Origin of the sequence: Microcoleus sp. FACHB-SPT15 (assembly GCF_014849525.1) — a bacterium.
GTDB lineage: Bacteria > Cyanobacteriota > Cyanobacteriia > Cyanobacteriales > Coleofasciculaceae > Symplocastrum > Symplocastrum torsivum.
Map to the genome: position 1 here is coordinate 24,359 of NZ_JACJNU010000005.1, position 20,489 is coordinate 44,847.

The window sequence follows — 20,489 nt, forward strand, 5'->3', positions numbered from 1 at the left end:
GGAATATAAAGAAGACTAATTAAAGGAGTTTTATTCAACCAGTGTCTACACCCTTTAAGTGCTGACACTGGTTATTGAAGTACTAACTAAATAAAAACTATAATTATGACGGAATCTCAACAAGACATATTATCCCTGATTGCAAGAATTGAACAGCTTGAAGAACGACAAAATATTACTGCAAAGTATGCAGTAAATGTTAAACGTCAGTTAGATAAATTGACTGAGCAATTTAATGACCTACAACAGCGCTTTGAGCAGCAACCAGCTTTGAGCAATGGCTTGAACGGCTCCAAACCTACTAATGGACTAGTATCAAGCGAAGCCATAGTAGTTGAATCAGCGGCTGATAGTGGCAAAAGCATTATGCTCAATAACTCGACTACCGTAATGCTTGCCCAACCCATTGAAGTCGAAGTCAACCTTGATGAAATTGAACAAAATAAAACTGATACGGCTGTCCCAGAGGAATCACGCCTAACAGTTTTCAGTGATGAAGGATTCAAAATAGCGAGAATGACTCAGCTTATGAATGCCTTCGGAGATATGTTGCTGATTAGAGCTTATTTAGCTGAACAAGAGAATCAGGCACAGGAAACGCCTATCAGTGCTGGAGAATTTTGGAGTTTGAAAGATGCCAACTTAGATGGAGCAATTTTGGATAAAGCAAAGCTTAGTGGCACGATTATGCCTGATGGTACGACTCACGAGTAAGTATTGCCACAGCCGTAGGGGTAGCGTGCTTACTCAAGCATTCGGGGGAGCTAACTCAAAACTTTGAGGAGTTGCTGGAGATTTGCGATCACTTTTTTATATTCCTACTGACTACCAAACTTGTTGCGGAAGTATCCTAGTTCATCCTTAACCAGATTCACTTCGGCTTCAGTTTTGAGGATTTGGCGAACTAACTCTTCTTTCTCCTGATTCCCTAATGTCTCATCTAATTCAGCTTTTAATCTAGCTGCTTGCCGCTGGTAACTTTCAGAAGATTCTTTCCATTGTTGAATCTCTTCGAGAGCTTTGGCATATTTCTCGTTTAGCTTAGCGACAGTAGCTTGGCTACACTCTTGCTGCAATCGCTTCAGACGATTGTTTTCATTCTCTAGGTAAGTACAGTGATTTGTGAGTTCAGTGACCTGGCGATTCATCTCCAGCAATTTTGCCGTGGTCTGCAAGACTACCTCACTGGCAGTCTCATAGTTACCTATATGAGATTCCACAACTGACTTTTGTTCAGAGCGTGGGTCTGGATGCTTTTCTCTCCAGTAAGCACAATCACCCATATTCATTTTTTTAGCTATTTGGTTAAGCACGTCATAAGTTAAGGCTTGAGTGCTGCCCAAATATTCATGTCTAAGTTTGCCGTGTACTCGTCTCTGAGCAGTCCAATAGCCTTTAGCAGATTTATAAGCTGTAAACTTTCCGCCCGGAATTTCAAACCTAAAGCGACTATGAGACTCCAACCATTCCAGCCAAGCAGATTTTTGCATCTCTGCTCTAATTCTAGGAATGCCGATTACTGCTGGTAGTGTTGGGTCAGTTAGTCCATCAAGTGTCACGAGTGGGGCTAAAGTATTTCTCATGATTGAATCTCATACAGTCTGATAACCCAATCATAAATTGTTTAACAGACTTTTATGAGACTTAGGGAAATTTAACCAGAATCTCGTTCTAGCTTTTCGTAAAGAGCTTCCAAAATCCAGTTATGCCTACTGATCTTGGGTTTCCTCTGGCTGAGTAGGTTATCAATATCTCGAACTAGCTCACGAGGGACACGCAATTTTAAGGGTTGGATATCTGATTCATCTTCTAATTGATTTCTAGGTGACTCCAATTCTGATATCACTTTGGGTTCCACAAGAACATCATCATTGGCTTGATTGATGAACTCTTCCTCAGTTCTTGCTTTAGGTCTGCGACTAACGGGCATTCTTTACTCCCTTCTTAGATTTCTTTTTGATATCAAAACGGGGGTCAAACAGAAAATTGATCAGATCTTCCAATTCCCCTTCAGCTTTTGGATTGCGGGGCTTGTATTCACTTATCGCTAGTCCACTGGCGGAAGCATCACGGTAGATTTTGCGATTAGTGATTGGGGTGTCTATAAAGGTAAGGGCGGGTATTTCCTCAATCACTTCAATGGCGGCTTCATTTTCCTTACCCCTAGAGTCGGCTCGACTCAAAAAACAGAGGGCATGAAGATTAGGGTTAAATGCACTTGCTTCTTCCACCAATTCAGCTACTTGCTCAAGTGTCCAGAGGTCGAAGGATGAAGGACTTACAGGAACAGCATAAACATTAGCAATAGCAAGAGCGCATCGTTGCTCAACAGTATCCCGACCCCCAACATCAATGATCACGTCTTCATATTTTGGTGCTAACTTCTTTACCTCATCCCTTAAAGCATTTCCCCTCAATTGGATTGCGGTATAGCCAACATCTTTTTTTAGCGTTTCTTTTCGCATAACCGTAAAGTCGGTAGCTGTAGCCTGTTTGTCTCCATCCACCAGTAACACATCACGATTTCTACCTCTTAAAACTGCTGCATTACAGGCAAGGGTACTCTTCCCTTCACCCCCCTTAACTCCACCAAAAACAATAATCATGGGACTAATGTGATATCACAATTAGTCCCAAGCATATATCACTATTCAATCTAAATGAAGTCTATTACCAAGAGATTACATCTCGAATCTTTATGCCCTTCTTACCTTTGGAGACATTGTGAAAATTGCCTAAGTCCTGCATCTGGGAAGGGGTTTTCCAGCGAGTATCCCACGAATGGCTCAAAACCACTAACCGTAAGTATTTCCAGTCATCCCTCTCAAGCGGAAAAATCACCTATAGGGGGTCAGGAAAGCTTACCCCATTGTCCTGAATGTGGCAGTAGTAATGTTAAGTCTCAAAGCCAAAACAGATACAAATGTACAGACTGTGGAGCAAGACGTGTAGAAAGCAAAATGGTGTGGAAGTAGAGGTGATGATGAAAAACAAGATAGTTTATTTGTTGATTCTGAGCCTGCTTTTGAATAGTTGCCAAGGAATCAACAAGCAATCTGTTGATTGTGAGAAATGTCAGGACATTAGAGAATGTCCTGAGTGTCCAATAGGGTGAGCCTATTAAGGAGTTAACAATGTTTGCAGAATTCAAGCTATCAGGTGAGTATCAGCAAGACCTCGCAACTGCTGAAACGTATCACAAAGTAGATTCAAAGCGAGTAAAACTTCAATGTATTGATCTGAACTGTGTAGGTAATGCAAGCATTCAATTTCATTACAAAATTATGGATGAGCAAGGGGAATACCAAAAAACAGTTACGGTATTCCCACAGTTTGAAGATTCTGAATTGGCTACAGAAAAGATTCAGGCAGCATTGAGACTGTAAGACATAAACCACATGAGCTTGAGGCAGGTTTAGGGGAGGTTAGTTGCAAGGATCGGCAAACCTGACCAATACCTTCCCAAAATCTCCTCAAACCTACCAAAAGAACTTAACGAGATTGAGGAGATTCAGGCAGGTTTCAAAGCTGTAGAAAGTAGACAGGGTAATAGGTTGAGCAAGGTTTTGGAGGTTCAGTCACTGAGCCGTAATTTTGAAGATTAGGAGATGCAGTATCGCTAGCGGAAGACGACACGATCAAGCCATTTTATTTACAACACCCATCATTGGAATCATTGGTGTTTCTCATTCGTTAGAACTGGGAATAATATCAATGTCGGCTCACTGCTTAGGAGGTCTTTACCTGAGTCCAGATTTAGATTTAGTGAGTAAACCTTATAAACGTTGGGGATGGTTACGTTGGATCTGGATTCCATACCAAAAATACATCCCTCACAGATCACCGCTGTCTCATGCCCCATTGTTAGGGTCAACTATTCGTTTGCTCTACTTCTCAGCTTTACTCCTACCCTTCTGGTTTATCTTCCCAGGCTTGCGACAAGTCGAGTAGGCTATCACTTGGCAAAAAGCGATCGCGTTTCTGGTAGGAGTCGAGTTGTCGGCACTGAATCATCTGTTATTGGATGGCTTGCTGATACCCCTGCCAGATGGAATTAAACAACGGTTGAAAGGGAATTAATCAATGGAAACAAAACACGTAATAGGAATGCCTGAATACTGGGACAACCAGCCAGCCTGGAAAGCTGTAGGAGACTTCATGCTCGATAGGTACAGCCCACCGAATAGATCCTACAAGCCTGTTTACGATATGGTCTACAACACCTTACGGGCTTCTCATGCAGTAACAGCGATTGAGGAAGCTCAGAAAGTCATTGATCGCCAGAACTGAAGGGTGATTGAGGATAGATCGTGGTGATAGCTCTATTACTAGATGGCTTGCTGAAACCCTTGCCAGCGAGTGTGCCTGAGGATCTTTGGACGCTAGCAGCTTTCATGCTTGCAAGTCTGCTTGCGCTCAATATTACGTTAGACCTTTGGCAATGGTGCAAATCACAAGATCTCTTGGCGGTTTATCGGCACCGAGAAGGGATGGCGTTGAGGCATTTTTTGATTGTCGGGATGCATTATGGGATTGGCATTGGGATGTGGTTAATACTGTCCTATGCGTTTGTGTTTTACTTGCTAGAGCAGTGGTTAATTGATTAGTGCAAGCGGAAAGCGTTGTGTGGCTATTTTGAGTTTCAGGTATGTAGCGCACAGGAGAGGTGGAAGCGCTAATCACATTTAGTGTTTGGCTCTACATCGTTATAAATTTAATTTCCTATCCCTAGGTATTTCGACATGATTTATAGGCATTTAGACAGGGTTTTTCGACGCTTATCTATTCCGAGTCTTATATTCCTAACGCTTGTTACGGGAGTGAGTGCAATCTTTGTATATCAAGTTTCACCATTAAGAGATCCAGCTTTCCAACCCAACGGTATTAATGTGGGAACGCCGGTCAGGGCACTACAGGGTGTGAGTGAGGGTAATTGGATACAGGCAGCGATCATCCTTTCGAGTCTACTTGCTCTTAATTTTACGCAGCTTCTCTGGCAGAGGGGAAGAGTGAGACCAATATCACGGTTAGTGATACTTGGCTTAAGCATGTGGGCGTTACTGTCCTATGTGTTTGTGATTTACCTAGTAATGCAGTTAATAGTTGATTAAGTTCAGTAGGCGATCGCGTTCTTTCTCGGAGTGAAGTTAAGTGCGTTGAATCATCTGTTATTGGATGGGTTGTTGTTGCAATTGCCAGCGTCGGTGAAGCAGAGGTTGAAGGGGTAGGGGAAGAGTTTGCGGTAAGTATCATTTCTTAAAACTTGTAGCTACCATTCAAGCCTATGCATTGGCTTAATTGCTGAAGATAGGTGGTATATCGTTGTGTCCAATTCTCATGGGAATGCAAAATCGTTACTCTACGGTTAGCATCATTGCTATTCATCTTCATTAGGTTTATAAAAATTTAGAAGTTCTCATTTTAACCCTCATTTCACGACCTATTTTCCAATCCAATATCCTGTTGATGCCTTCACGCAAAAACAAAGATATCGGCATGAGTCATGGCTAAACCACTTGAAAGCTGAGCCACTTGGATTACCTCAGAAATGCCTGTACCATCGGCATCAAAGAACAACCCACCTGTAGTGCTGTTGTAGATAAAGCGATCACTTTCATCTTGGATTACCTCAGAAATGCCTGTACCATCGGCATCAAAGAACAACCCACCTGTAGTGCTGTTGTAGATAAAGCGATCACTTTCATCTAGTGCCGCTTCTCCAACAGTAAATTGAGTTTCCCTAATTACTGACCCGCCAACGAGTTCGCCACCGAAACTACTAGCAGAGACTAAAAACGTATCTTCAGCGACATTAAAATCAGTTATCGTGTCAACTCCTGTGTGGCTGTACTTGCGGATAAAACGGTCAGCCCCAGCACCACCTGTAAGGGTATCAGCACCACTACCACCGACTAAGCGATCGCTACCCATTAAACCTAGAAGAGTGTCATCTCCCGACTTGCCAAACAGAAGATTGTTAGCCTGATTACCCGTTAGGGTATTGCTCAAGGAGTTGCCGAAGCCATTGATGCTATCGGGTCCGGTTAAAGTCAGGTCATAGATATCCGTGGGTAAAGTTGTGGTAACGGAAGACCACAGAGGTAGTGTTGTGGAGACAAGGTCATCCCCGAAGCTCACAGGACTGTTAAGGCTTAGCCAAACTAGATTATTGCCAGAGATTTGGGGACTATAATCCTCGCTGTTGTTGGTTAGCTGAATAATGTTGCTGTCGTTATACAGGTAGATTTGCGGGTCGTTAACGTCATAACCCCACTAGCAGCCAGAACGCCGCGTTTATTCCCCTCGTCAAAGCCATAAAAATGTTGGAAAAAAAGACTAAGACCGCGAAAAAGGTTAGTCCGGCTAGAAGGTAAGTTGTTCGTGAAGCATTTGCATAACCTCCCAAACGTAAAGCTAGCCAACAACCAAATGCGCCCAACTGTCATATATTTCAATCCCTGAGAGGGATTCCTATTGATTGGAAGTGATCGCACATCAAGTTGTTCATTTAAGAAGTGCGATCACTTTTCACGGATTAGAGGTACAGCCAAAGGCTGTGAAATAAGTGCTACTACTCAGGAGAAAAAAGCTGATGGCAGAAAGCTTTCTGCTTTCTGCTAATACAACTTCCTTCTACTCAGAAAAAGAGAGATTCTCCTCTGTTTCCATAAGCGTTTGCTTCTCTTCTTTCTCCTGTAGCAATAGTCCTCCTAAATGAATAATCGCAAGTACTAGCGCCCCAATTGAAAGAACATAACTATGCAAGGTATATAGATGTGCTACGGTTACCGTGTTAACAGCTCCACCACCAGTAAGAATGTCTCGCAGTAGAGAACCAATAACCGGAATGACTTCGAGGGTTCCTAACTCGATTTGAAAACGCCAATAACCTAACTGTGTCCAATCCAAAAGCATCGCCGTCCAACTTAAAGCGATCGCACTTAAGGTTAATAAAATTCCACTAATCCAAGCCGTGAGCCAGCTAGGACGAAATTTCTCACCCAGAAACATCACAACTATTTCTACCAAAGAGGTCGCGATTAATCCCTGACCTGCAATCTGATGGATACGCTGAATCATCCAGCCGTTGGGAATTTCCGATTTAATTATTCTTAGTGAATTGTAGGCTCCACCCGCCGTCGGTTCATAATAGAACGAGAGAAGAATTCCTGTTATGGCTGCTGTGAGGCAGAGGGAGAGAGTAACGATCGCCAAAATAGTAGCCAGCCGTCGAAGTATGAAACTGTACGGTACATTTTTCATGGCTAACTCCAACCGTCATTGGTTGAATATGTATTTATACTTATTATATTGATTATATTGACTTTTTCTATGTGATTGGCAGCGGCTCTTTAAGGGCAAGTGCGATCGCGTCAAGCCTGGGAGGTCTGCCAACTGGATGCTACTTTTTGTGTAGGAGATTTTCGGAAATGGGGATTGGGTTAACTTCGCTCCCAAAGTAGGCTAATTAAAATCAGCAAGCCACTAAGGGATACCAAGACAATGGAAAATCCTGTGGGAGAACCAATGGAGGGATATAGCAACAATCCAAACGCCATTCCAATTAGGAAAAATGCGGCGATCACGATAAACAGGCGAGTTCTTGGAATAGTGTTCACTTTTGCTCAATCACGTTGCGAGTAAAGCTTGATCGCAGATTACCTCTCCTTGAGGCAGTTGTCCAAGAACGTAAGCGTTACACTAATTTTTTGTTATCACTGTTCAATACCTTCACAATTAATCCCTTGTCCCTTCTGAACGGTTCCTTGAGAATCTTCAAAAACGCAGCGCGTGTCGGCTGACCAGAAACTAGGCAATAAGAGCCGATGCCAAATAGGGAACGTGATGATTGGGGTAGCGAGTGCCACAATCAGCAGTATGCGTTTCCAGCGAACTTGTTGTGAGGGTTTATTGGTATCCATAAAAGAGAAAGCCCTGACGTTTTCCTCAGTATTCCCAGTTGGCTCAACACAAGATCAGGTAAATCTGTTTGAGCTTGTGGTTGAGAAAGCTTACGCCATATGCTAGCTCTACGCCTTTGACAGTGGTTCGCTAAATACGGCAAAGAGAGACAAGGCATTAGTCATTAGTGTAGTTATAACTACTGCCTCTTTCGTTATAACTACAACCCGACGCTGTTTGTCGAGAAAAACTTTGTTGTAGTGTACGAAATGCACACTACAGTTTACGAAGCCCGTAGTGTACAAAATATATACGACAGATCTGAGGAACACAGGATTGAACAACTCTGTCAATTCCCTTGAAGTTTGTATGAAGTTTATCTAAAAGTTTTGACCCGGCTTTTAATGAAGGAATAATAAATACATATACCTTTGGGATAAATAAAGCGAATCGATAGTTCTCGAAAACAGACAACTCGCACAAGCTATGGAGTACAGCGCTTAATAAGCTGTCTAAAAACTACGAGTTTTAATCATTCAGCAATTTTAGTGTAGGAAAAGAATAAGATGGTTTCTCTACGTTTACGTGAGCAACAGCAGAGCTTCACCTATTTATCATTGGGAATAAGCGCTTTTGTACTTTGGCTGAGGATTTCCTACTTACCTCATTCTTTAATGTACATAATAATTTATGCCATTTTTCCTATATTTACTATAGTTCCGCTTCCAGGGTTACTCAGTCTACCGATAATATTTTTAGTTTTTTTAGGATTAATAGTTTACTCTTTCTCTTATGGATTTAGGGCGTTTAATCAATATAAATATAAAGCCTTTATCCCACTAGCCATAAATCTATTTACAGTAATAGTGCTTCTCTTTATGCAGTATGTTGTCGTGCTGCCTGATTTTTATGCAAATCTTAAAGAACGTGAAGCCGTAGTTGCCCAAATAACTTCAGGGCAATTAACACCCAAGGAATCACAGAGAATAGAGGTGCCAATAATTCCTGACCATCCTTACAAGATTTACAACCTGACATTACCCTCTAAGTACACCCATCTCTCAAAAGGAAGAAAATCAGATGGAGAAATAAACATTCTTGTAGATGAGAAGACAAGCCAGCCAGAAAGGGTTGTGTTTTTTAATAGCTTTGGTAGCTTTGAAGGGGAGCCTAACTATACAGCTTTTGTTTATAAAGCTGATACCAAGTCAATTAGTCAACAAGACCTATTTGGGGTCGCCAATCTTAATTTCTATATCTGGTTATTAGAGTCCAAGAAAATTAAGCATAACTGGTTTTGGGTAGATTTATTTGAAGATTAGTCGGGGAATCTAAGTAACTAAGGCGTAAACTGGGTACATCTTCTGAAAGAAAACAATCAGGACTTGTGGTGATACTCTTTGTGTAATTACGCAAACATTATCTTAGCTTTTAAAGGAAAGTATCCAGCTCACCTAAATGACTAATACAAACTCTGAGCTACTTAACCAACTTCAAAAAGCTTCTGATGGCTTGCTATTGATGAGCGAGTCTGACTATCCCTTTGAAGTAGTCTTGTGGGAAGCATCAGACAGCTTAGTTATCACTCCAGAAACAATTCTAAAGAAGACAGGACACCCTATAGACACACCCGTTGAAGTTGTAGACATTGATTCTTTTTTTTCAGTAGCGACAACAGAACAGGAGTGGCACAACCCAGAAGAACGCGAAATGGTAAAAAAGTTTCAGACTCTTGTTGAGACGCTGAAGCACAACCTTAGTGAAATAAAAGTCTATCGGCTGGGTGAAAGAAGTATCGATGTCTATATTGTTGGAAAAACCCCAATAGGAGACTATGCAGGGCTTTCGACAAAGGTTGTCGAAACTTAGCCTAAAGATTGAAAATTACTGATTATCAATCTGGCTCTCAATGACTTTTTGAATAGTGGTCGGGACATTGGACAGAAAATCATAGCGAGTAGTCGCTTCAACTTTGTCAACGGAGACTCGATAGTTTCTCCAGTCGGTGTTTCTAATCCCCGGCTCGTTAGGCATCTCTACAGCAATTACTCGTGTGTTGGCACTAATACCGCCTATTCCCCGACCCGGATCTAAAACAACGATGACCTTCCAGGTTTTTGTCGGCACAGTAATCTTGCCCTGTGCGATCGCCTTGGACTTGCCGAATGGACCCGCAACGATATAGAGTTCTTTCCCCTGAGAAACAAGTTCCCGACAATAATCTTCGAGAGCAGCCCATGGCCCTTGATTATTATCTGGTGCCTGAGGAACGATGTTTGTCATTAAAAAGGTAGCTGAGTTATCCGCTTGATTTTTTGTGCGGTCAGCCGAAGGAGCCATGTGACCTTTGTCGTACCCGCTATTGGAATAATCACTTGGTCGGACTTGATACCAAGAATCTGGAAGCTCTGGCTCAGGTCGAAAGTTATTTTGGCGTTGAGCATTGCCAATCCAAGAGCGGTTTAGCTGCCAGCTTACCCAGTTGGGAGTACCCTGGCGATTGTTGTAAGAAAGAGCATACTGAGGTTTCACCATCAAGTAGTTATCGGCGTTGCTAGTGTTAGTGGTAGCAGAACTGGGATTACCGAGTGTCAAATGAAGGCTTGTGGATGAATTATTAGCTGCCTCAGGGAAAGGATTATCGGCGGTGTTTTCCGAGGAATTCCGCGAGGGCAAGCTTTCACAAGCTCGTCTGTTTTTGGGAGAGCCGTCTAAACCGTGCGGATCGTTATTGTCAGCATCAAGAACACTCTGCGCGTCTTCTTGATAGGTGAAGTCAGAGCAATTGCAACCTCCTGCTTGTTGAGTACAAGTAGGAAGACTCACTTCGGGTTGGAGGAGAACTTCACAACCAACAACCAGAGTGAGCAACAACAGCGTTGCGCCCCAAACCTGTAGCTTTCTTGACACAACAATCAATGACAAAAAATCTCCCTTCACCTTCTCAAATCCTAATCCAAGTTAGAGATGTTTTTGGTCGCAGATGAATGCTGTTGAATGTAATCACACTATCCAAAGGGTTGACCCCACATCTGCCAGTTCTCCTTGTTGAATGGCGATCGCCACCTTTTTATCAGGCTCAGTTCTAAATTCAGCCTTGCTGTTCGGTTAGCTGGGGTATCAAACCAGAAGGCAATTGATACAGCTCTGTTCAATCCATGTTTAGAATGCAGGTCGTGGTACTTCTCCACATATCTCTTACAGTCATGTACCCCTTTCCAGCGCTGATTAGACTGGCAGGACTCGCCAACATACAGCACGATCGGCAAAGTGTTGTCAATGACAAAGTAAATGCAGGGATACCCCGGTGAATCAGCAGGCATTCTCCAAAACTGCATTGTGTTGAGTCTTAAACTGAATGGATCTATGCTGTCAGGATCGCAATGAGTGGGAATCAGGTCAAACAACCTTGTCTGTTGCGGCGGCTGGCTCTCCCTGACTTGCTTCTGATAGTTAAATATCTGAGCTTTCCACTGCCTTAATGCATCTGCATCCATTAGCAATTGCTCTTGCCGGAGAGTGGTTCTAAAGGTAGCGTTATTGAAGAGGTCTAACTGTTCGTCTGTCAAAGGCGTTTCCAAATTCCAGCAGCTCCATTTTTTCACACAGCTCCCTAAAAGTTTTCACAGAATTCGCTCAGCGCAATGGCTCAAATTCACTCACACAAAACTCCTGCCTGCAAAAACCTGCACATGCAAGCCACAGCCAACCAAAAGTAATCGCATATTTAAAACTAATGCCCGCTCAACATAGACAAGCGATTACGCAACTAAACCTGTCTTATCCCTCGCAACCAATACCGTCCTTATCTCTTCCATCAAACCTGTGCGGGTCGGGGGCTAATACTCGAAAGTTCTTCTCAGAGATGTCTCCGCAATCTAAATCTGGTGGTGACGGAGGGATGCAGACATCCGGGTAAGCTGGGTCACAATTGTTAGATTGAGCTTGCTGTGATGTTTCAGGTGAGTTTGTAGCCTGGACGCTGGGTTGTTGAACTGTTGATTGGGGGCTAGGGCTAGCATTGCTGGATGACTGGTTGTTTGACTGTCCACCGCTCCGGAAATCCCAAGGCATAACTGGATTGGGCTGATTCCAAAAGCCTAGTTTTTTTGCTTTAGCCTCGGCTTCAGCTTGAAGGTATTGGTCTTTAGTCTCAGAGCAGCCGTTCAAATATTCGGTGTAGACAACAGCTTGTCCTTCACGCACCATTGTTAAATTGACGGACTGGTTGTCCATAAATAACTCGCCAACAGTTCGTTTGTATTGATCAACGTCCACGGGACGCACTTGAACGGCTTGCCCTACCGGGAGTAGTTGTTTCAGCCTGTTAGTAGCTTGTTGTCCCCACGGGACTTGTCCTGATTCTGGAGTGTCAATGCAAGCCAGTCTTACTGTGGTCGTCTCATCCCCACGTTGCACTCTGACCGTATCACCATCTCCAACGCTGACTATCGTAGATAAGTCATTTTGGGCAACGGGTGAACTCACGCTCGTTGTCGAAGCTTTCGGTGTAGGGCTAGTTGCTGGCAAAGGTTGCGTAGCTTCCGGTATTTGAGATTGGGTCGTGCAGCTAGTTGATGCGAGAAGCACGAGGGTAATGAGCCAACGAAATTTCATTCAGTCTTCTTTTCAAATCGCTATTACTAGCATTCCCCGCTCAATCTAACCAAGGAACATCCGTGTTGATGCCTTTTTGATAAAAGTTTAAAAATCCAAAGGGTTGTTTATCTATAAGTGAACCTTGCAAATATCCATATCCGTAATTCCACCATTACTGACCACTCGGTAGCCATGCTCCTCTAAATCATCCACAGCAATTAAATATTTCTGAGAATCCTCAATACAACATTCCGCAAACACGATCGCATACATCACATTCAGATACTAAGTATAGGAGTAGCGAAAGCCAACACCTGATATTTAATACCTGATAGATGATACAAAACCCCTAGCCGCCGCAAGTACTAGGGGTTTTTTATGGAATGTGTCAGTTTACGTCACTATCATACAAGTTCTCATCTGGTTACATGTTTTTATCTAGTTCTTGACATTGCCTAACCAGTTTCTTAAACTAAGAACAGGTTACAACAAGGCACTAACCACAAATGTCTAAAGCACTAAAAGCAAAGATAGACGAGTTATTCGAGGCAACAAAAGACCTCAAGAGCTTAGAAGAAATCAAACCGCACTGTGATCGCTTCAATGAGTGGATAAGTGCGAATACTAATTACAGCACTAAATCACTGGGAACTGTTCTCAGTCGGTACGGCTTCTACAAACTCTTTAAAAGCTTGAAATTAGTGCAAGGGAAAAATGCCGACACAATTCCCATACACGATAAAGAGGGGAATCCAAAGGGCTATCAATTAAGACATTACGCAGTGTTGCTGTGTGGTTTAGACCTAAAGGAGTGGAAAGAACGTAACGACACAACACGAGTAATTGAGCGTTTAGGCAATGATCAGGAGATAGACCCAGATACCTATCTGGAAGTAACAGGACAATTACTCGAAAGTGCAGACCCTCATGAGTTAGCAGTAGGTTTGATTGCTGCTACTGGCAGGAGACCTCATGAAATTCTTGCTCGTGCCAAGTTTGTACCTGTTGAAGGTCAACCTTATCAGGTTCAGTTTGAAGGTCAAGGGAAAAAGAGGAATGAGAAGCCAGTATTCTCGATTGCAACTCTCTATCCTGCTGAATACATTATTAAGTGCCTTTCCCGCTTGCGTAGGGAAGCGGCTACAAGAACCTTACTCAGAGAGGTTAGTAAAGAATTTCCTGGTGATTTAGTTGCCCAAAATCAAGCCATTGATAGTCGCAGGAACGGGTCATTGAATCGGGTTGTACGTGAGCGGTTTGGCAATCAAGATGATGGACTGCCTATCTTGACTTTCCGTAATGGAGAGGAGCAAGGCAACTGTAAAGCGTTAAGAGCCGCTTATGCTGCACTAGCAACCGAGAGAGATTGTGAGCGCTCAGTGGGTTCCAAGATGCTCCATTATGCCCGTCTATTAGGTCACTTTGTTAGTGAGAACCCGACAGATAAAGAGTTACAAGGGGTAGCAACCAGTTTGGGCTATGCCGACTATTTCACGACTAAACCCATTTCATTCCCTACGGCTCCACAGAAAGAGAAGGTGATGCAGGTACGGGTAACTGATGAGGATTACGAAACCATCAAGCGTTTACAGAAGGACTGGGAAGCTCCCAATCAGCAAAGTGTTATTAGTCATTTAATTGAGTCGCAAGAGAAACTGGCTGATTTAGGAAAACAGTTACTAGAAGCCAAAGCAAGGATTAACCAGTTAGAGAAGGAGAAAGAGGAAATGTCACAGGTTCAAGCGCAAACCCAACAAGTCACAGTTAATCGGTCTGAACTGGAAGCAATGATCGAGCGGATGGTTACACAGAAGGTAGAGCAAGCGCTGTCAAATCTTCCAGTTACTCAGCAAGCCAGTCAGAGCAAGCCAACAACTCAGGCACCTGTCAAAGAACAAGAGGTGATTGACTGGGCTGGAATGACTAACGCTGATTTGTGGGTAACTAAGGTCAAGGGAGCATCTGAAGAGAAGACAAGACGGAGCTATGAGGCTATCTGCCTTTACAATGACACGGTAGCAACTGGGGATGATGACCGCTTAGCCTTAACTAACCAAGCGCTTAGAGAGCTATCAGGGGTCAATGGTTTGATAGTTGGAGAGTGGATAAAGGCTCATGCTGATGAGGTGATTAGCCACAATAGCAAGTATGGAATGCAGAATCCCAAAGACCCTAGCAACCCTACGACCTACTACAACAAGCGTCATGGTGCTGAAAAGATTACAAAGATTCTGAACTTGGTTAATGAGCAGTTCTTGGAGGGTGAAGCATTAAGATCTCAGCAAGACAAGTAGATGTAACCAAACGACTTTGAACGCTTGTAAAAAAAATCTCAATTTCTTATTATTCAAAATTCCTAACGTTATAAATTCTAGGAGTTATTTTTTTGTAAGTTAGAATAACGCTGTAATTATTTTCATTTAAAACTCATTAGTATTAATTTTATGGTAAGTACTTTTTGTATATACGGTAAAGTTTTAAAGCCTACTGATACAGTCTATGTACAGTATCCTTGGCTATGGCAGGAACCATTGGAAGTTACAAGTGATCTGTTTAAAGAATTGATACTAAAAGATAAATACAAAGATACTAATCTTGTGATTCATCGTCTCTTTCCAAAAATCCCTGGTGACTGGGGAATAGTTTTTGATATTCATGCTAACAGTAGATTTCAACCAAAAATGATTCGTATTAAATCAGGGGATTATAATTACGAAGTTTCAGGTAATTTCATCATTGCAGGTATTGATAAGGCAGACAGATTAAGAGGACTTTTCCAACATGAAGTTGATCTTATTCTCTCCTTCAGACCAATTATGTGGGAAATACTTGTCAAATCAGCGTCAAATCCCGCTCCTGAATAAGTAGAAAAACGAAGAGAGCCACCAGAGGTCGAAATAGTGTAAAAGTCGGGTTCATGTTTAGTTGAGGATGCTTTTCGAGTTTCATACACGTAAAACCTTTCCCTGATTCTGGCTCTAAGCTAAAAGAGCTTGAAGGCTTCAAGACATGGACTCAACTTTCTTAATTAAATCCTTAGCCATTTCAATTGAGAGAGAAATGAGCTTTTGCTCTTGTTGCCCCGTAAGTCTCATATCACTTGTATTCTGGTAAATACTTGGGTTGGCAAGCATTCCAGCTAGTAATCGTGAAGCGATTTCTTTGGTTTCACCTATTTTTGTTTTCATCTTTTTATCACAAAGGTTTTAGGCATAGTAGCCTCCTTCGAGGGAAAGCATTGGCAAGAAAAGAGGAAACCAACAGGAGAAGCGCTAAAGTCTCCAGAGGTCGAAAGCTTGTTAGGGGTAAGGTTCATGTTTAGTTGAGGATGCTTTTTGACCTTCATAAACCTACTACCTCTTCCCCTATTCAGCTCTGAGATAAGACTAACAGGAGGCACTAAAAATGTGTTCGCCTTCCCGTGTCAACTGTCCAGAACAAACAGGACAGTCCTGAAGACAGTGGTCACTGGGAGCTAACGCGGAAGCGATCGCCTTTCTTGAGCCAGTTGTCCAGAACAAACAGGACTGTCCTGAAGACAGCGGTCACTGAGGTAGGGTCGGGTTGTCCATGTTGGAGAGAGGTTACTTGGAGCTAGCGCGGATGCGATCGCCTATAAGGGAATGTTGCCAGCAATCATCCACATCAGGCAGTAGCCAGCGGTCAAGAGAGTCACCCCTACTCCCTCTAGATTGAGCATCAAGCCGTGATAGGGATAATCCCAGTAGGATTCCACGGTCAAACGGTCACAGCCCAATTTTGAGGCAGTCAGCAGATGCGATCGCTCTCAAATCAAGCCGACCTAGTAAGAGCCAAACTTCTAGCTGTCTGTAATGCCTAATTTAGTCTCCAGTTAGGCATTAACTAGGCTGAATTTTGGGGATGCCCATGTTGGAGAGAGTCACTGGGAGCTAGCGCGGGTGCGATCGCCCTTACGGTCAATCTCTAGTAACCACAGCAGAGAATTAGGCACCACAGTCGGAAGTTGTCTGGGTTGACCATGTGGAAGAGAGGTTACTTGGAGCTAGCGCGAGTGCGATCGCACTTCTGAGGGGAGTCAAGTCGAGCGGCTCCCAATTCTGGTAATGCTACGCCTGTAAGAGCTTTAATGCTAATACTGGGGGGCGTTACCTTTCAAATCCTCGAAACTCCCACCATCATCAGCATTTCAGACTTTGGCTCTTTTCAGTTTTTGAGGTTAATTGCATTACAGTTTTGTCATTTTAAAAACTTGCTTGCTCAAGTAAACAAGTGTTGGTCAAATGTCTCTCGAACTTCAGTTAAAGCTTCCCAGAGATTGACTTGTATAGGAGAGAGTGGCTCCCTCCAACTAGTGAGAGTCTAAGCTAACTTCTGCCTTTATTTTCTCTCATCACAATGAATTAGCCCTGCCTTATTAAGGGGGGAACAAGAAGTGGAAATTGACTTCTCCCAAGAATAAAAGTTTCTCTTTCCACTGCCCAAGAATAAAAATTTCTCCTTCCGCTCCCCCCTTAACAAGGGGGGTAAGGAGGATTGAGAACATCAGGTGCAAGATGTGAATTAACCAACAAAGGTGCAGAGAATTTGGAGTGAGAATGACATTAGCGATTGCGAAGTAAGAGACTAAATTTATTTCTGCATTATATAAAAAACATACCCATAATAATGAGAATAGTTTTTATAAAGCTCTATTTCTATTTGTTGTTCATCTAAGATGGCATTAGCATCTTCATCGGACTGATATTTCTTTCGTAAATCAGCTAGCCTCCGCTCTAAGGGAATGTAGTAATCATCCCACCATGACGATTCGGGAAGCGTAAAACTGTTGATATAGGTGTATCCTGACTCCTGAAGGATAGTGATATTTTCCTCAATGTTCTTCATAGGAGGATACGCATTTCTCCAGAAATTCAAAGGTTCTTCAGGAGGATTTGTGACCAACCACGACAGTTCTGTGACAGCAAGCGCACCCCCAAGTTTCAAGAAACGACGCCAGGACTGTAAGCCGTCTCGAAAGCCCATAATATAAATAGCTCCTTCAGACCAAATTAGATCGAAACTCTCCTGTTCAAACTCCAGAGAAAACATGGAGCAGTTTTGCGTGATGATATGGCTTGATAAGTATTCTTGCTCAGCCCGCCGCTTTAACTCATCAAGAAATGGTTGATGGTTGTCTATAGCAGTAATATATCCTCCTGTTATTTTGGCAAGCGCTAGTGTTTGCATCCCAGGACCGCAACCAATGTCCAAAATTTTGGGATTTTCAGGCAATTGTGGAACTAAAGACAAGGCTTTTGCTGTTGATGCGTTATCTCCTGGTGCTTCTCGTGGGATATCGCAATGGAGTTCAGAGAAAATATTCATTGCTTTCTCGCTCTTAGGGGCGGGTTTACCTTAGATATGTGTGAGAAACCAAGGATATCGATAAACCCGCCCCTACAACACTCAAATCATACAAGAGTGATGTTTTACCGGACCTGATATTTAGGTGCTGATGAAATGCAGCGATCGCCTGCTGAACACCATTCTCAGCTCGAATCTGGTTACCGATCGCTCTTACCTGTTGCCGCATTGTCTCATCACTCACCGCAATCGCGATCGCCTCTACTGGAGCCAGTTGTCCAGAACAAACAGGACTGTCCTGAAGACAGCGGTCATTGGGAGCTACGCGGATGCGATCACCTTAATCCGATCGCTAAATTTAACAGATAGACGGTTTCTTAAATTATATAGAGTCAAGAATTTAGCCTTTATTTATAAAGATTCTAGCCGAAAAATAGAAGTAAAAAAACTGTCTAATACTTGCACACTGGTTACACGGCTGGTATGAGGAAATGACCTAAAAACTACAGACAGATGCGGGTTTGACAGGACAAGTTTTATCGGTGAGGATTTGATTGTTACTGAGGTAAAGTCTAGTCAGGTTGGTGAGGGATGATAGAGGTTGGATGTCGGCTATAAAATTGTTGAAGAGGTCGAGCCGATTCAGGTTAGTGAGTGTTGATAAGGGTTTGAGGTCGATTATTTGATTCTTGTTAAGCCTGAGGTGAGTCAGGCGGGTGAGTGTTGACAAGGGTTTGAGGTCGGCTATGGAATTGTTACTAAGGAAGAGTACCGTTAGGTTGGTGAGTCCTGACAAGGGCATAAGGTTGGCTATTTGATTTTTATCAAGGGAGAGTGCAGTTAGATTGGTGAGTCCTGACAAGGGTCTAAGGTCGGTTATTTGCTTGTCGTAGAGGGAAAGCTCGGTGAGGGTTGAAAGAAGCTTTTCAGCCTGATGACAATCAGGAGTGTTAGCCACTTGCAACAGAACATTAACAGTGTGCCTTGCCTCCAAACTCTCTGTTGTTTTATTCAAACACCAATCAGCAAAGTTTCTAGGAGTAGTAGCCTCATAAAGGGGGACGGCAGACGCAGGAAAAGAGGCAACGAAGAGGAAACCGAAGAAAGTTCCCAGAAATCGAACGCCTGGTGGTGTAAGAGCTGGGTTCATATGGCGATAAATCTTCCGTGGTCATAATGTTTATATCTTCATCTTCATTCTTCAACTTTGATTCGATTTAGAACAGTCAAGTTTCTCAAGTTAAGAAGCAACTTAAGGGAATTACACTTAATGTTTACTCCAGCCTTAGTAAAAAACGGATGAGATTTTTGAATCAAACTAAGATGCGTATAACCAGTCGTAAATTTGGTCAAGTTGTACTAACGTAATTAATCCATATTGCCAAAGTGTTATCGGTAGTAAGTTTGGAATCTGTTCAGAATGCCGTAATGCCAATGTGATGGAAGCCGTAGGAAGCTGTAGATCTTCCTTGAGAAAACGCAGGAGTGGACAATGTGTAGCTTCCATAGCTAAACTCTCTCTTCAAGAACTCTGCATACGGTTGAGTCCAAATATCAAAGGCAAAGAGAATTGGACTGACAATGTAGTAAGTAGCGTAGGGATATTCACCGGAATGTCCCTACGGCAAATGGAGCATGAGAAACAAACCAATTGCTTAGATTTGTTTTCACCATCATGTAGCGGCATTGAACAACTTACCAGGTAAGATTTGCTAGTTAGGTAGAGACTTAAGTTATGTGAGTGACTACGAGCTACCTGAGTGCCTAGGGAAAAACTAGTCTGCTGTCCGACCCACAGACTGGTACACGTAACGATTAGACATCTCCGGTAATAACCTGAAAACCTTGCAGCACAGTAGCTGAAACTGATTTTCCGGAGAGGTCTATGGGCGTGGATTCCACGTCAATCGGCTAGAGGCGATTTTAGAGCAGGTTCAGTTGTTCATGGGGAAGAGAAGTTACTTGGAACTTTGCGGAAGCGATCACCTTTTCCAATCAGTCTCTTTCAAAGCTAATGAATTCCTTACCAGTTATCTTTGCCCCACTAAGGGAGCACTCAATGACTGCTGCTGTCTTCAATGCTCATAGTACATAAATCTACATTGTCACAATTAATGTCCAGAGTGTCTAATAGGGTGAATGTGATGAAATGAAGAAAAGATACTCGCTCTATTCATTATGAACTGGATTCTGGAGGTAATCCTAATTGCTCACGGAAATCTGGGTCATATATGGCTTTATCCCAATTTTCTGCAACTTTAACTTGCTCTGGAGTTAAGTTTTTTGTGTTTTTGAAGTTGCTTTTAAAGAGATTGGCACCTGAGAGATTGGCACCTGAGAGATTGGCACCTAAGAGATTGGCTTGTGAAAGATTGGCTTGTGAAAGATTGGCTCGTGAGAGATTGGCTTGTGAAAGATTGGCTTGTGAAAGATTGGCTTGTGAAAGATTGGCTAGTGAGAAATCGGCATCTGAGAGATTGGCTAGTGAGAAATCGGCATCTGAGAGATTGGCTAGTGAGAAATCGGCATCTGAGAGATTGGCTAGTGAGAGATTGGCTAGTGAGAGATTGGCTTGTGAGAGATTGGCGCCACTCAAGTTAGCGTCCTTTAATAGGTCTAAACCTTGTATCAATTCCGCATCAATCAAAAAATGAACAACACTG

The 20,489-nt window shown here is 42.8% G+C and carries 27 protein-coding genes; 10 read left to right on the forward strand and 17 right to left on the reverse strand.

All coding sequences use genetic code 11. The features are described 5' to 3' along the window. Positions 1-105: 105 nt before the first annotated feature. Positions 106-714, forward strand: a complete 609-nt coding sequence (locus H6F98_RS01050) for a hypothetical protein (RefSeq protein WP_192216821.1) — start codon at positions 106-108, stop codon at positions 712-714. Positions 715-818: 104 nt separating this feature from the next. On the opposite strand, the gene H6F98_RS01055 is transcribed toward H6F98_RS01050, so the two are convergent. The 3 genes from H6F98_RS01055 to H6F98_RS01065 all read right to left on the reverse strand — a co-directional run bounded on the left by H6F98_RS01055 (position 819) and on the right by H6F98_RS01065 (position 2,606). Beyond that, positions 819-1,583 (reverse strand): hypothetical protein, encoded by a 765-nt coding sequence (locus H6F98_RS01055; RefSeq protein ID WP_192216822.1) that lies wholly within the window; start codon positions 1,581-1,583, stop codon positions 819-821. Positions 1,584-1,654: 71 nt separating this feature from the next. Further along, a complete protein-coding gene (locus H6F98_RS01060; RefSeq protein WP_192216823.1) occupies positions 1,655-1,930 on the reverse strand; it encodes a hypothetical protein in 276 nt (91 codons plus the stop codon). Further along, positions 1,920-2,606 carry an AAA family ATPase gene (locus tag H6F98_RS01065; RefSeq protein ID WP_192216824.1) on the reverse strand — a complete coding sequence of 229 codons (687 nt, stop codon included), beginning with the start codon at positions 2,604-2,606 and terminating at the stop codon, positions 1,920-1,922. The genes H6F98_RS01060 and H6F98_RS01065 overlap by 11 nt, the downstream gene beginning before the upstream one ends. Positions 2,607-3,134: 528 nt before the next feature. Between H6F98_RS01065 and H6F98_RS01070 the strand changes: the two genes are divergently transcribed. The 4 genes from H6F98_RS01070 (at position 3,135) to H6F98_RS01085 (ending at position 4,607) form a co-directional block, all read left to right on the forward strand. Continuing rightward, positions 3,135-3,386 carry a hypothetical protein gene (locus tag H6F98_RS01070; RefSeq protein WP_192216825.1) on the forward strand — a complete coding sequence of 84 codons (252 nt, stop codon included), beginning with the start codon at positions 3,135-3,137 and terminating at the stop codon, positions 3,384-3,386. 208 nt (positions 3,387-3,594) lie between these two features. Further along, on the forward strand, positions 3,595-3,951 hold the full coding sequence (locus tag H6F98_RS01075; protein WP_192216826.1) for a metal-binding protein: 357 nt from the start codon (positions 3,595-3,597) through the stop codon (positions 3,949-3,951). Positions 3,952-4,083: 132 nt separating this feature from the next. Then, positions 4,084-4,290 (forward strand): hypothetical protein, encoded by a 207-nt coding sequence (locus H6F98_RS01080; RefSeq protein WP_192216827.1) that lies wholly within the window; start codon positions 4,084-4,086, stop codon positions 4,288-4,290. A gap of 23 nt (positions 4,291-4,313) precedes the next feature. Further along, a complete protein-coding gene (locus H6F98_RS01085) occupies positions 4,314-4,607 on the forward strand; it encodes a hypothetical protein (protein ID WP_192216828.1) in 294 nt (97 codons plus the stop codon). Between the two features lie 865 nt (positions 4,608-5,472). Here H6F98_RS01085 and H6F98_RS01090 read toward each other — a convergent pair. From H6F98_RS01090 to H6F98_RS01105, 4 genes are all read right to left on the reverse strand, one after another. After that, positions 5,473-6,138, reverse strand: a complete 666-nt coding sequence (locus H6F98_RS01090; protein WP_313929777.1) for a calcium-binding protein — start codon at positions 6,136-6,138, stop codon at positions 5,473-5,475. A gap of 495 nt (positions 6,139-6,633) precedes the next feature. Continuing rightward, complete coding sequence (locus H6F98_RS01095; protein ID WP_192216829.1) at positions 6,634-7,263, reverse strand: cytochrome b N-terminal domain-containing protein; 630 nt, start codon at positions 7,261-7,263, stop codon at positions 6,634-6,636. 179 nt (positions 7,264-7,442) lie between these two features. Then, complete coding sequence (locus tag H6F98_RS01100; protein ID WP_192216830.1) at positions 7,443-7,619, reverse strand: hypothetical protein; 177 nt, start codon at positions 7,617-7,619, stop codon at positions 7,443-7,445. Positions 7,620-7,715: 96 nt separating this feature from the next. After that, positions 7,716-7,922: a hypothetical protein gene (locus tag H6F98_RS01105; protein ID WP_192216831.1), complete on the reverse strand. Its 207-nt coding sequence runs from the start codon at positions 7,920-7,922 to the stop codon at positions 7,716-7,718. A gap of 546 nt (positions 7,923-8,468) precedes the next feature. Between H6F98_RS01105 and H6F98_RS01110 the strand changes: the two genes are divergently transcribed. Beyond that, entirely contained in the window at positions 8,469-9,224 is a 756-nt protein-coding gene (locus H6F98_RS01110; protein ID WP_192216832.1) for a hypothetical protein, read from the forward strand. Positions 9,225-9,360: 136 nt separating this feature from the next. Beyond that, the gene (locus tag H6F98_RS01115; protein WP_192216833.1) at positions 9,361-9,771 is read left to right on the forward strand and encodes a nuclease A inhibitor family protein; all 411 of its coding nucleotides are present in this window, start codon (positions 9,361-9,363) and stop codon (positions 9,769-9,771) included. 15 nt (positions 9,772-9,786) lie between these two features. On the opposite strand, the gene H6F98_RS33200 is transcribed toward H6F98_RS01115, so the two are convergent. The 4 genes from H6F98_RS33200 to H6F98_RS01135 all read right to left on the reverse strand — a co-directional run bounded on the left by H6F98_RS33200 (position 9,787) and on the right by H6F98_RS01135 (position 12,774). Continuing rightward, the gene (locus tag H6F98_RS33200; protein ID WP_313929778.1) at positions 9,787-10,842 is read right to left on the reverse strand and encodes a DNA/RNA non-specific endonuclease; all 1,056 of its coding nucleotides are present in this window, start codon (positions 10,840-10,842) and stop codon (positions 9,787-9,789) included. Positions 10,843-10,910: 68 nt separating this feature from the next. After that, entirely contained in the window at positions 10,911-11,507 is a 597-nt protein-coding gene (locus H6F98_RS01125) for a hypothetical protein (RefSeq protein WP_313929779.1), read from the reverse strand. 175 nt (positions 11,508-11,682) lie between these two features. Further along, entirely contained in the window at positions 11,683-12,519 is an 837-nt protein-coding gene (locus H6F98_RS01130; RefSeq protein WP_192216834.1) for a thermonuclease family protein, read from the reverse strand. A 111-nt stretch (positions 12,520-12,630) separates the two neighbouring features. Continuing rightward, entirely contained in the window at positions 12,631-12,774 is a 144-nt protein-coding gene (locus H6F98_RS01135) for a hypothetical protein (protein WP_206759629.1), read from the reverse strand. Positions 12,775-13,007: 233 nt separating this feature from the next. On the opposite strand from H6F98_RS01135, the gene H6F98_RS01140 reads away from it, so the two are divergent. Beyond that, on the forward strand, positions 13,008-14,795 hold the full coding sequence (locus tag H6F98_RS01140; RefSeq protein ID WP_192216836.1) for a protelomerase family protein: 1,788 nt from the start codon (positions 13,008-13,010) through the stop codon (positions 14,793-14,795). 150 nt (positions 14,796-14,945) lie between these two features. Then, positions 14,946-15,365 carry a hypothetical protein gene (locus H6F98_RS01145; RefSeq protein ID WP_192216837.1) on the forward strand — a complete coding sequence of 140 codons (420 nt, stop codon included), beginning with the start codon at positions 14,946-14,948 and terminating at the stop codon, positions 15,363-15,365. Positions 15,366-15,503: 138 nt separating this feature from the next. On the opposite strand, the gene H6F98_RS01150 is transcribed toward H6F98_RS01145, so the two are convergent. From H6F98_RS01150 to H6F98_RS01155, 3 genes are all read right to left on the reverse strand, one after another. Then, positions 15,504-15,689 carry a hypothetical protein gene (locus H6F98_RS01150; RefSeq protein WP_192216838.1) on the reverse strand — a complete coding sequence of 62 codons (186 nt, stop codon included), beginning with the start codon at positions 15,687-15,689 and terminating at the stop codon, positions 15,504-15,506. A gap of 425 nt (positions 15,690-16,114) precedes the next feature. Then, a complete protein-coding gene (locus tag H6F98_RS33875; protein WP_277927482.1) occupies positions 16,115-16,237 on the reverse strand; it encodes a hypothetical protein in 123 nt (40 codons plus the stop codon). 875 nt (positions 16,238-17,112) lie between these two features. After that, entirely contained in the window at positions 17,113-17,847 is a 735-nt protein-coding gene (locus H6F98_RS01155) for a class I SAM-dependent methyltransferase (RefSeq protein ID WP_192216839.1), read from the reverse strand. A 135-nt stretch (positions 17,848-17,982) separates the two neighbouring features. Between H6F98_RS01155 and H6F98_RS01160 the strand changes: the two genes are divergently transcribed. After that, the gene (locus H6F98_RS01160) at positions 17,983-18,195 is read left to right on the forward strand and encodes a hypothetical protein (protein WP_192216840.1); all 213 of its coding nucleotides are present in this window, start codon (positions 17,983-17,985) and stop codon (positions 18,193-18,195) included. A 127-nt stretch (positions 18,196-18,322) separates the two neighbouring features. On the opposite strand, the gene H6F98_RS01165 is transcribed toward H6F98_RS01160, so the two are convergent. The 3 genes from H6F98_RS01165 to H6F98_RS01175 all read right to left on the reverse strand — a co-directional run bounded on the left by H6F98_RS01165 (position 18,323) and on the right by H6F98_RS01175 (position 20,473). Further along, positions 18,323-18,976, reverse strand: a complete 654-nt coding sequence (locus H6F98_RS01165; RefSeq protein WP_192216841.1) for a leucine-rich repeat domain-containing protein — start codon at positions 18,974-18,976, stop codon at positions 18,323-18,325. Positions 18,977-19,144: 168 nt separating this feature from the next. Continuing rightward, positions 19,145-19,333, reverse strand: coding sequence for a DUF2949 domain-containing protein (locus tag H6F98_RS01170; RefSeq protein WP_192216842.1), 189 nt, complete (start codon positions 19,331-19,333; stop codon positions 19,145-19,147). A gap of 669 nt (positions 19,334-20,002) precedes the next feature. Next, positions 20,003-20,473, reverse strand: coding sequence for a pentapeptide repeat-containing protein (locus tag H6F98_RS01175; protein ID WP_199348235.1), 471 nt, complete (start codon positions 20,471-20,473; stop codon positions 20,003-20,005). Positions 20,474-20,489: the final 16 nt, after the last annotated feature.

Excerpts from the sequence above, each read along its gene's own strand:
- H6F98_RS01050 (WP_192216821.1), top strand. The coding sequence starts at position 106 with ATGACGGAATCTCAACAAGACATATTATCCCTGATTGCAAGAATTGAA.
- H6F98_RS01055 (WP_192216822.1), bottom strand. The coding sequence starts at position 1,583 with ATGAGAAATACTTTAGCCCCACTCGTGACACTTGATGGACTAACTGAC.
- H6F98_RS01060 (WP_192216823.1), bottom strand. The coding sequence starts at position 1,930 with ATGCCCGTTAGTCGCAGACCTAAAGCAAGAACTGAGGAAGAGTTCATC.
- H6F98_RS01065 (WP_192216824.1), bottom strand. The coding sequence starts at position 2,606 with ATGATTATTGTTTTTGGTGGAGTTAAGGGGGGTGAAGGGAAGAGTACC.
- H6F98_RS01070 (WP_192216825.1), top strand. The coding sequence starts at position 3,135 with ATGTTTGCAGAATTCAAGCTATCAGGTGAGTATCAGCAAGACCTCGCA.
- H6F98_RS01080 (WP_192216827.1), top strand. The coding sequence starts at position 4,084 with ATGGAAACAAAACACGTAATAGGAATGCCTGAATACTGGGACAACCAG.
- H6F98_RS01095 (WP_192216829.1), bottom strand. The coding sequence starts at position 7,263 with ATGAAAAATGTACCGTACAGTTTCATACTTCGACGGCTGGCTACTATT.
- H6F98_RS01105 (WP_192216831.1), bottom strand. The coding sequence starts at position 7,922 with ATGGATACCAATAAACCCTCACAACAAGTTCGCTGGAAACGCATACTG.
- H6F98_RS01110 (WP_192216832.1), top strand. The coding sequence starts at position 8,469 with ATGGTTTCTCTACGTTTACGTGAGCAACAGCAGAGCTTCACCTATTTA.
- H6F98_RS01115 (WP_192216833.1), top strand. The coding sequence starts at position 9,361 with ATGACTAATACAAACTCTGAGCTACTTAACCAACTTCAAAAAGCTTCT.
- H6F98_RS01130 (WP_192216834.1), bottom strand. The coding sequence starts at position 12,519 with ATGAAATTTCGTTGGCTCATTACCCTCGTGCTTCTCGCATCAACTAGC.
- H6F98_RS01135 (WP_206759629.1), bottom strand. The coding sequence starts at position 12,774 with ATGTATGCGATCGTGTTTGCGGAATGTTGTATTGAGGATTCTCAGAAA.
- H6F98_RS01140 (WP_192216836.1), top strand. The coding sequence starts at position 13,008 with ATGTCTAAAGCACTAAAAGCAAAGATAGACGAGTTATTCGAGGCAACA.
- H6F98_RS01145 (WP_192216837.1), top strand. The coding sequence starts at position 14,946 with ATGGTAAGTACTTTTTGTATATACGGTAAAGTTTTAAAGCCTACTGAT.
- H6F98_RS01150 (WP_192216838.1), bottom strand. The coding sequence starts at position 15,689 with ATGAAAACAAAAATAGGTGAAACCAAAGAAATCGCTTCACGATTACTA.
- H6F98_RS01155 (WP_192216839.1), bottom strand. The coding sequence starts at position 17,847 with ATGAATATTTTCTCTGAACTCCATTGCGATATCCCACGAGAAGCACCA.
- H6F98_RS01160 (WP_192216840.1), top strand. The coding sequence starts at position 17,983 with ATGCAGCGATCGCCTGCTGAACACCATTCTCAGCTCGAATCTGGTTAC.
- H6F98_RS01165 (WP_192216841.1), bottom strand. The coding sequence starts at position 18,976 with ATGAACCCAGCTCTTACACCACCAGGCGTTCGATTTCTGGGAACTTTC.
- H6F98_RS01170 (WP_192216842.1), bottom strand. The coding sequence starts at position 19,333 with ATGGAAGCTACACATTGTCCACTCCTGCGTTTTCTCAAGGAAGATCTA.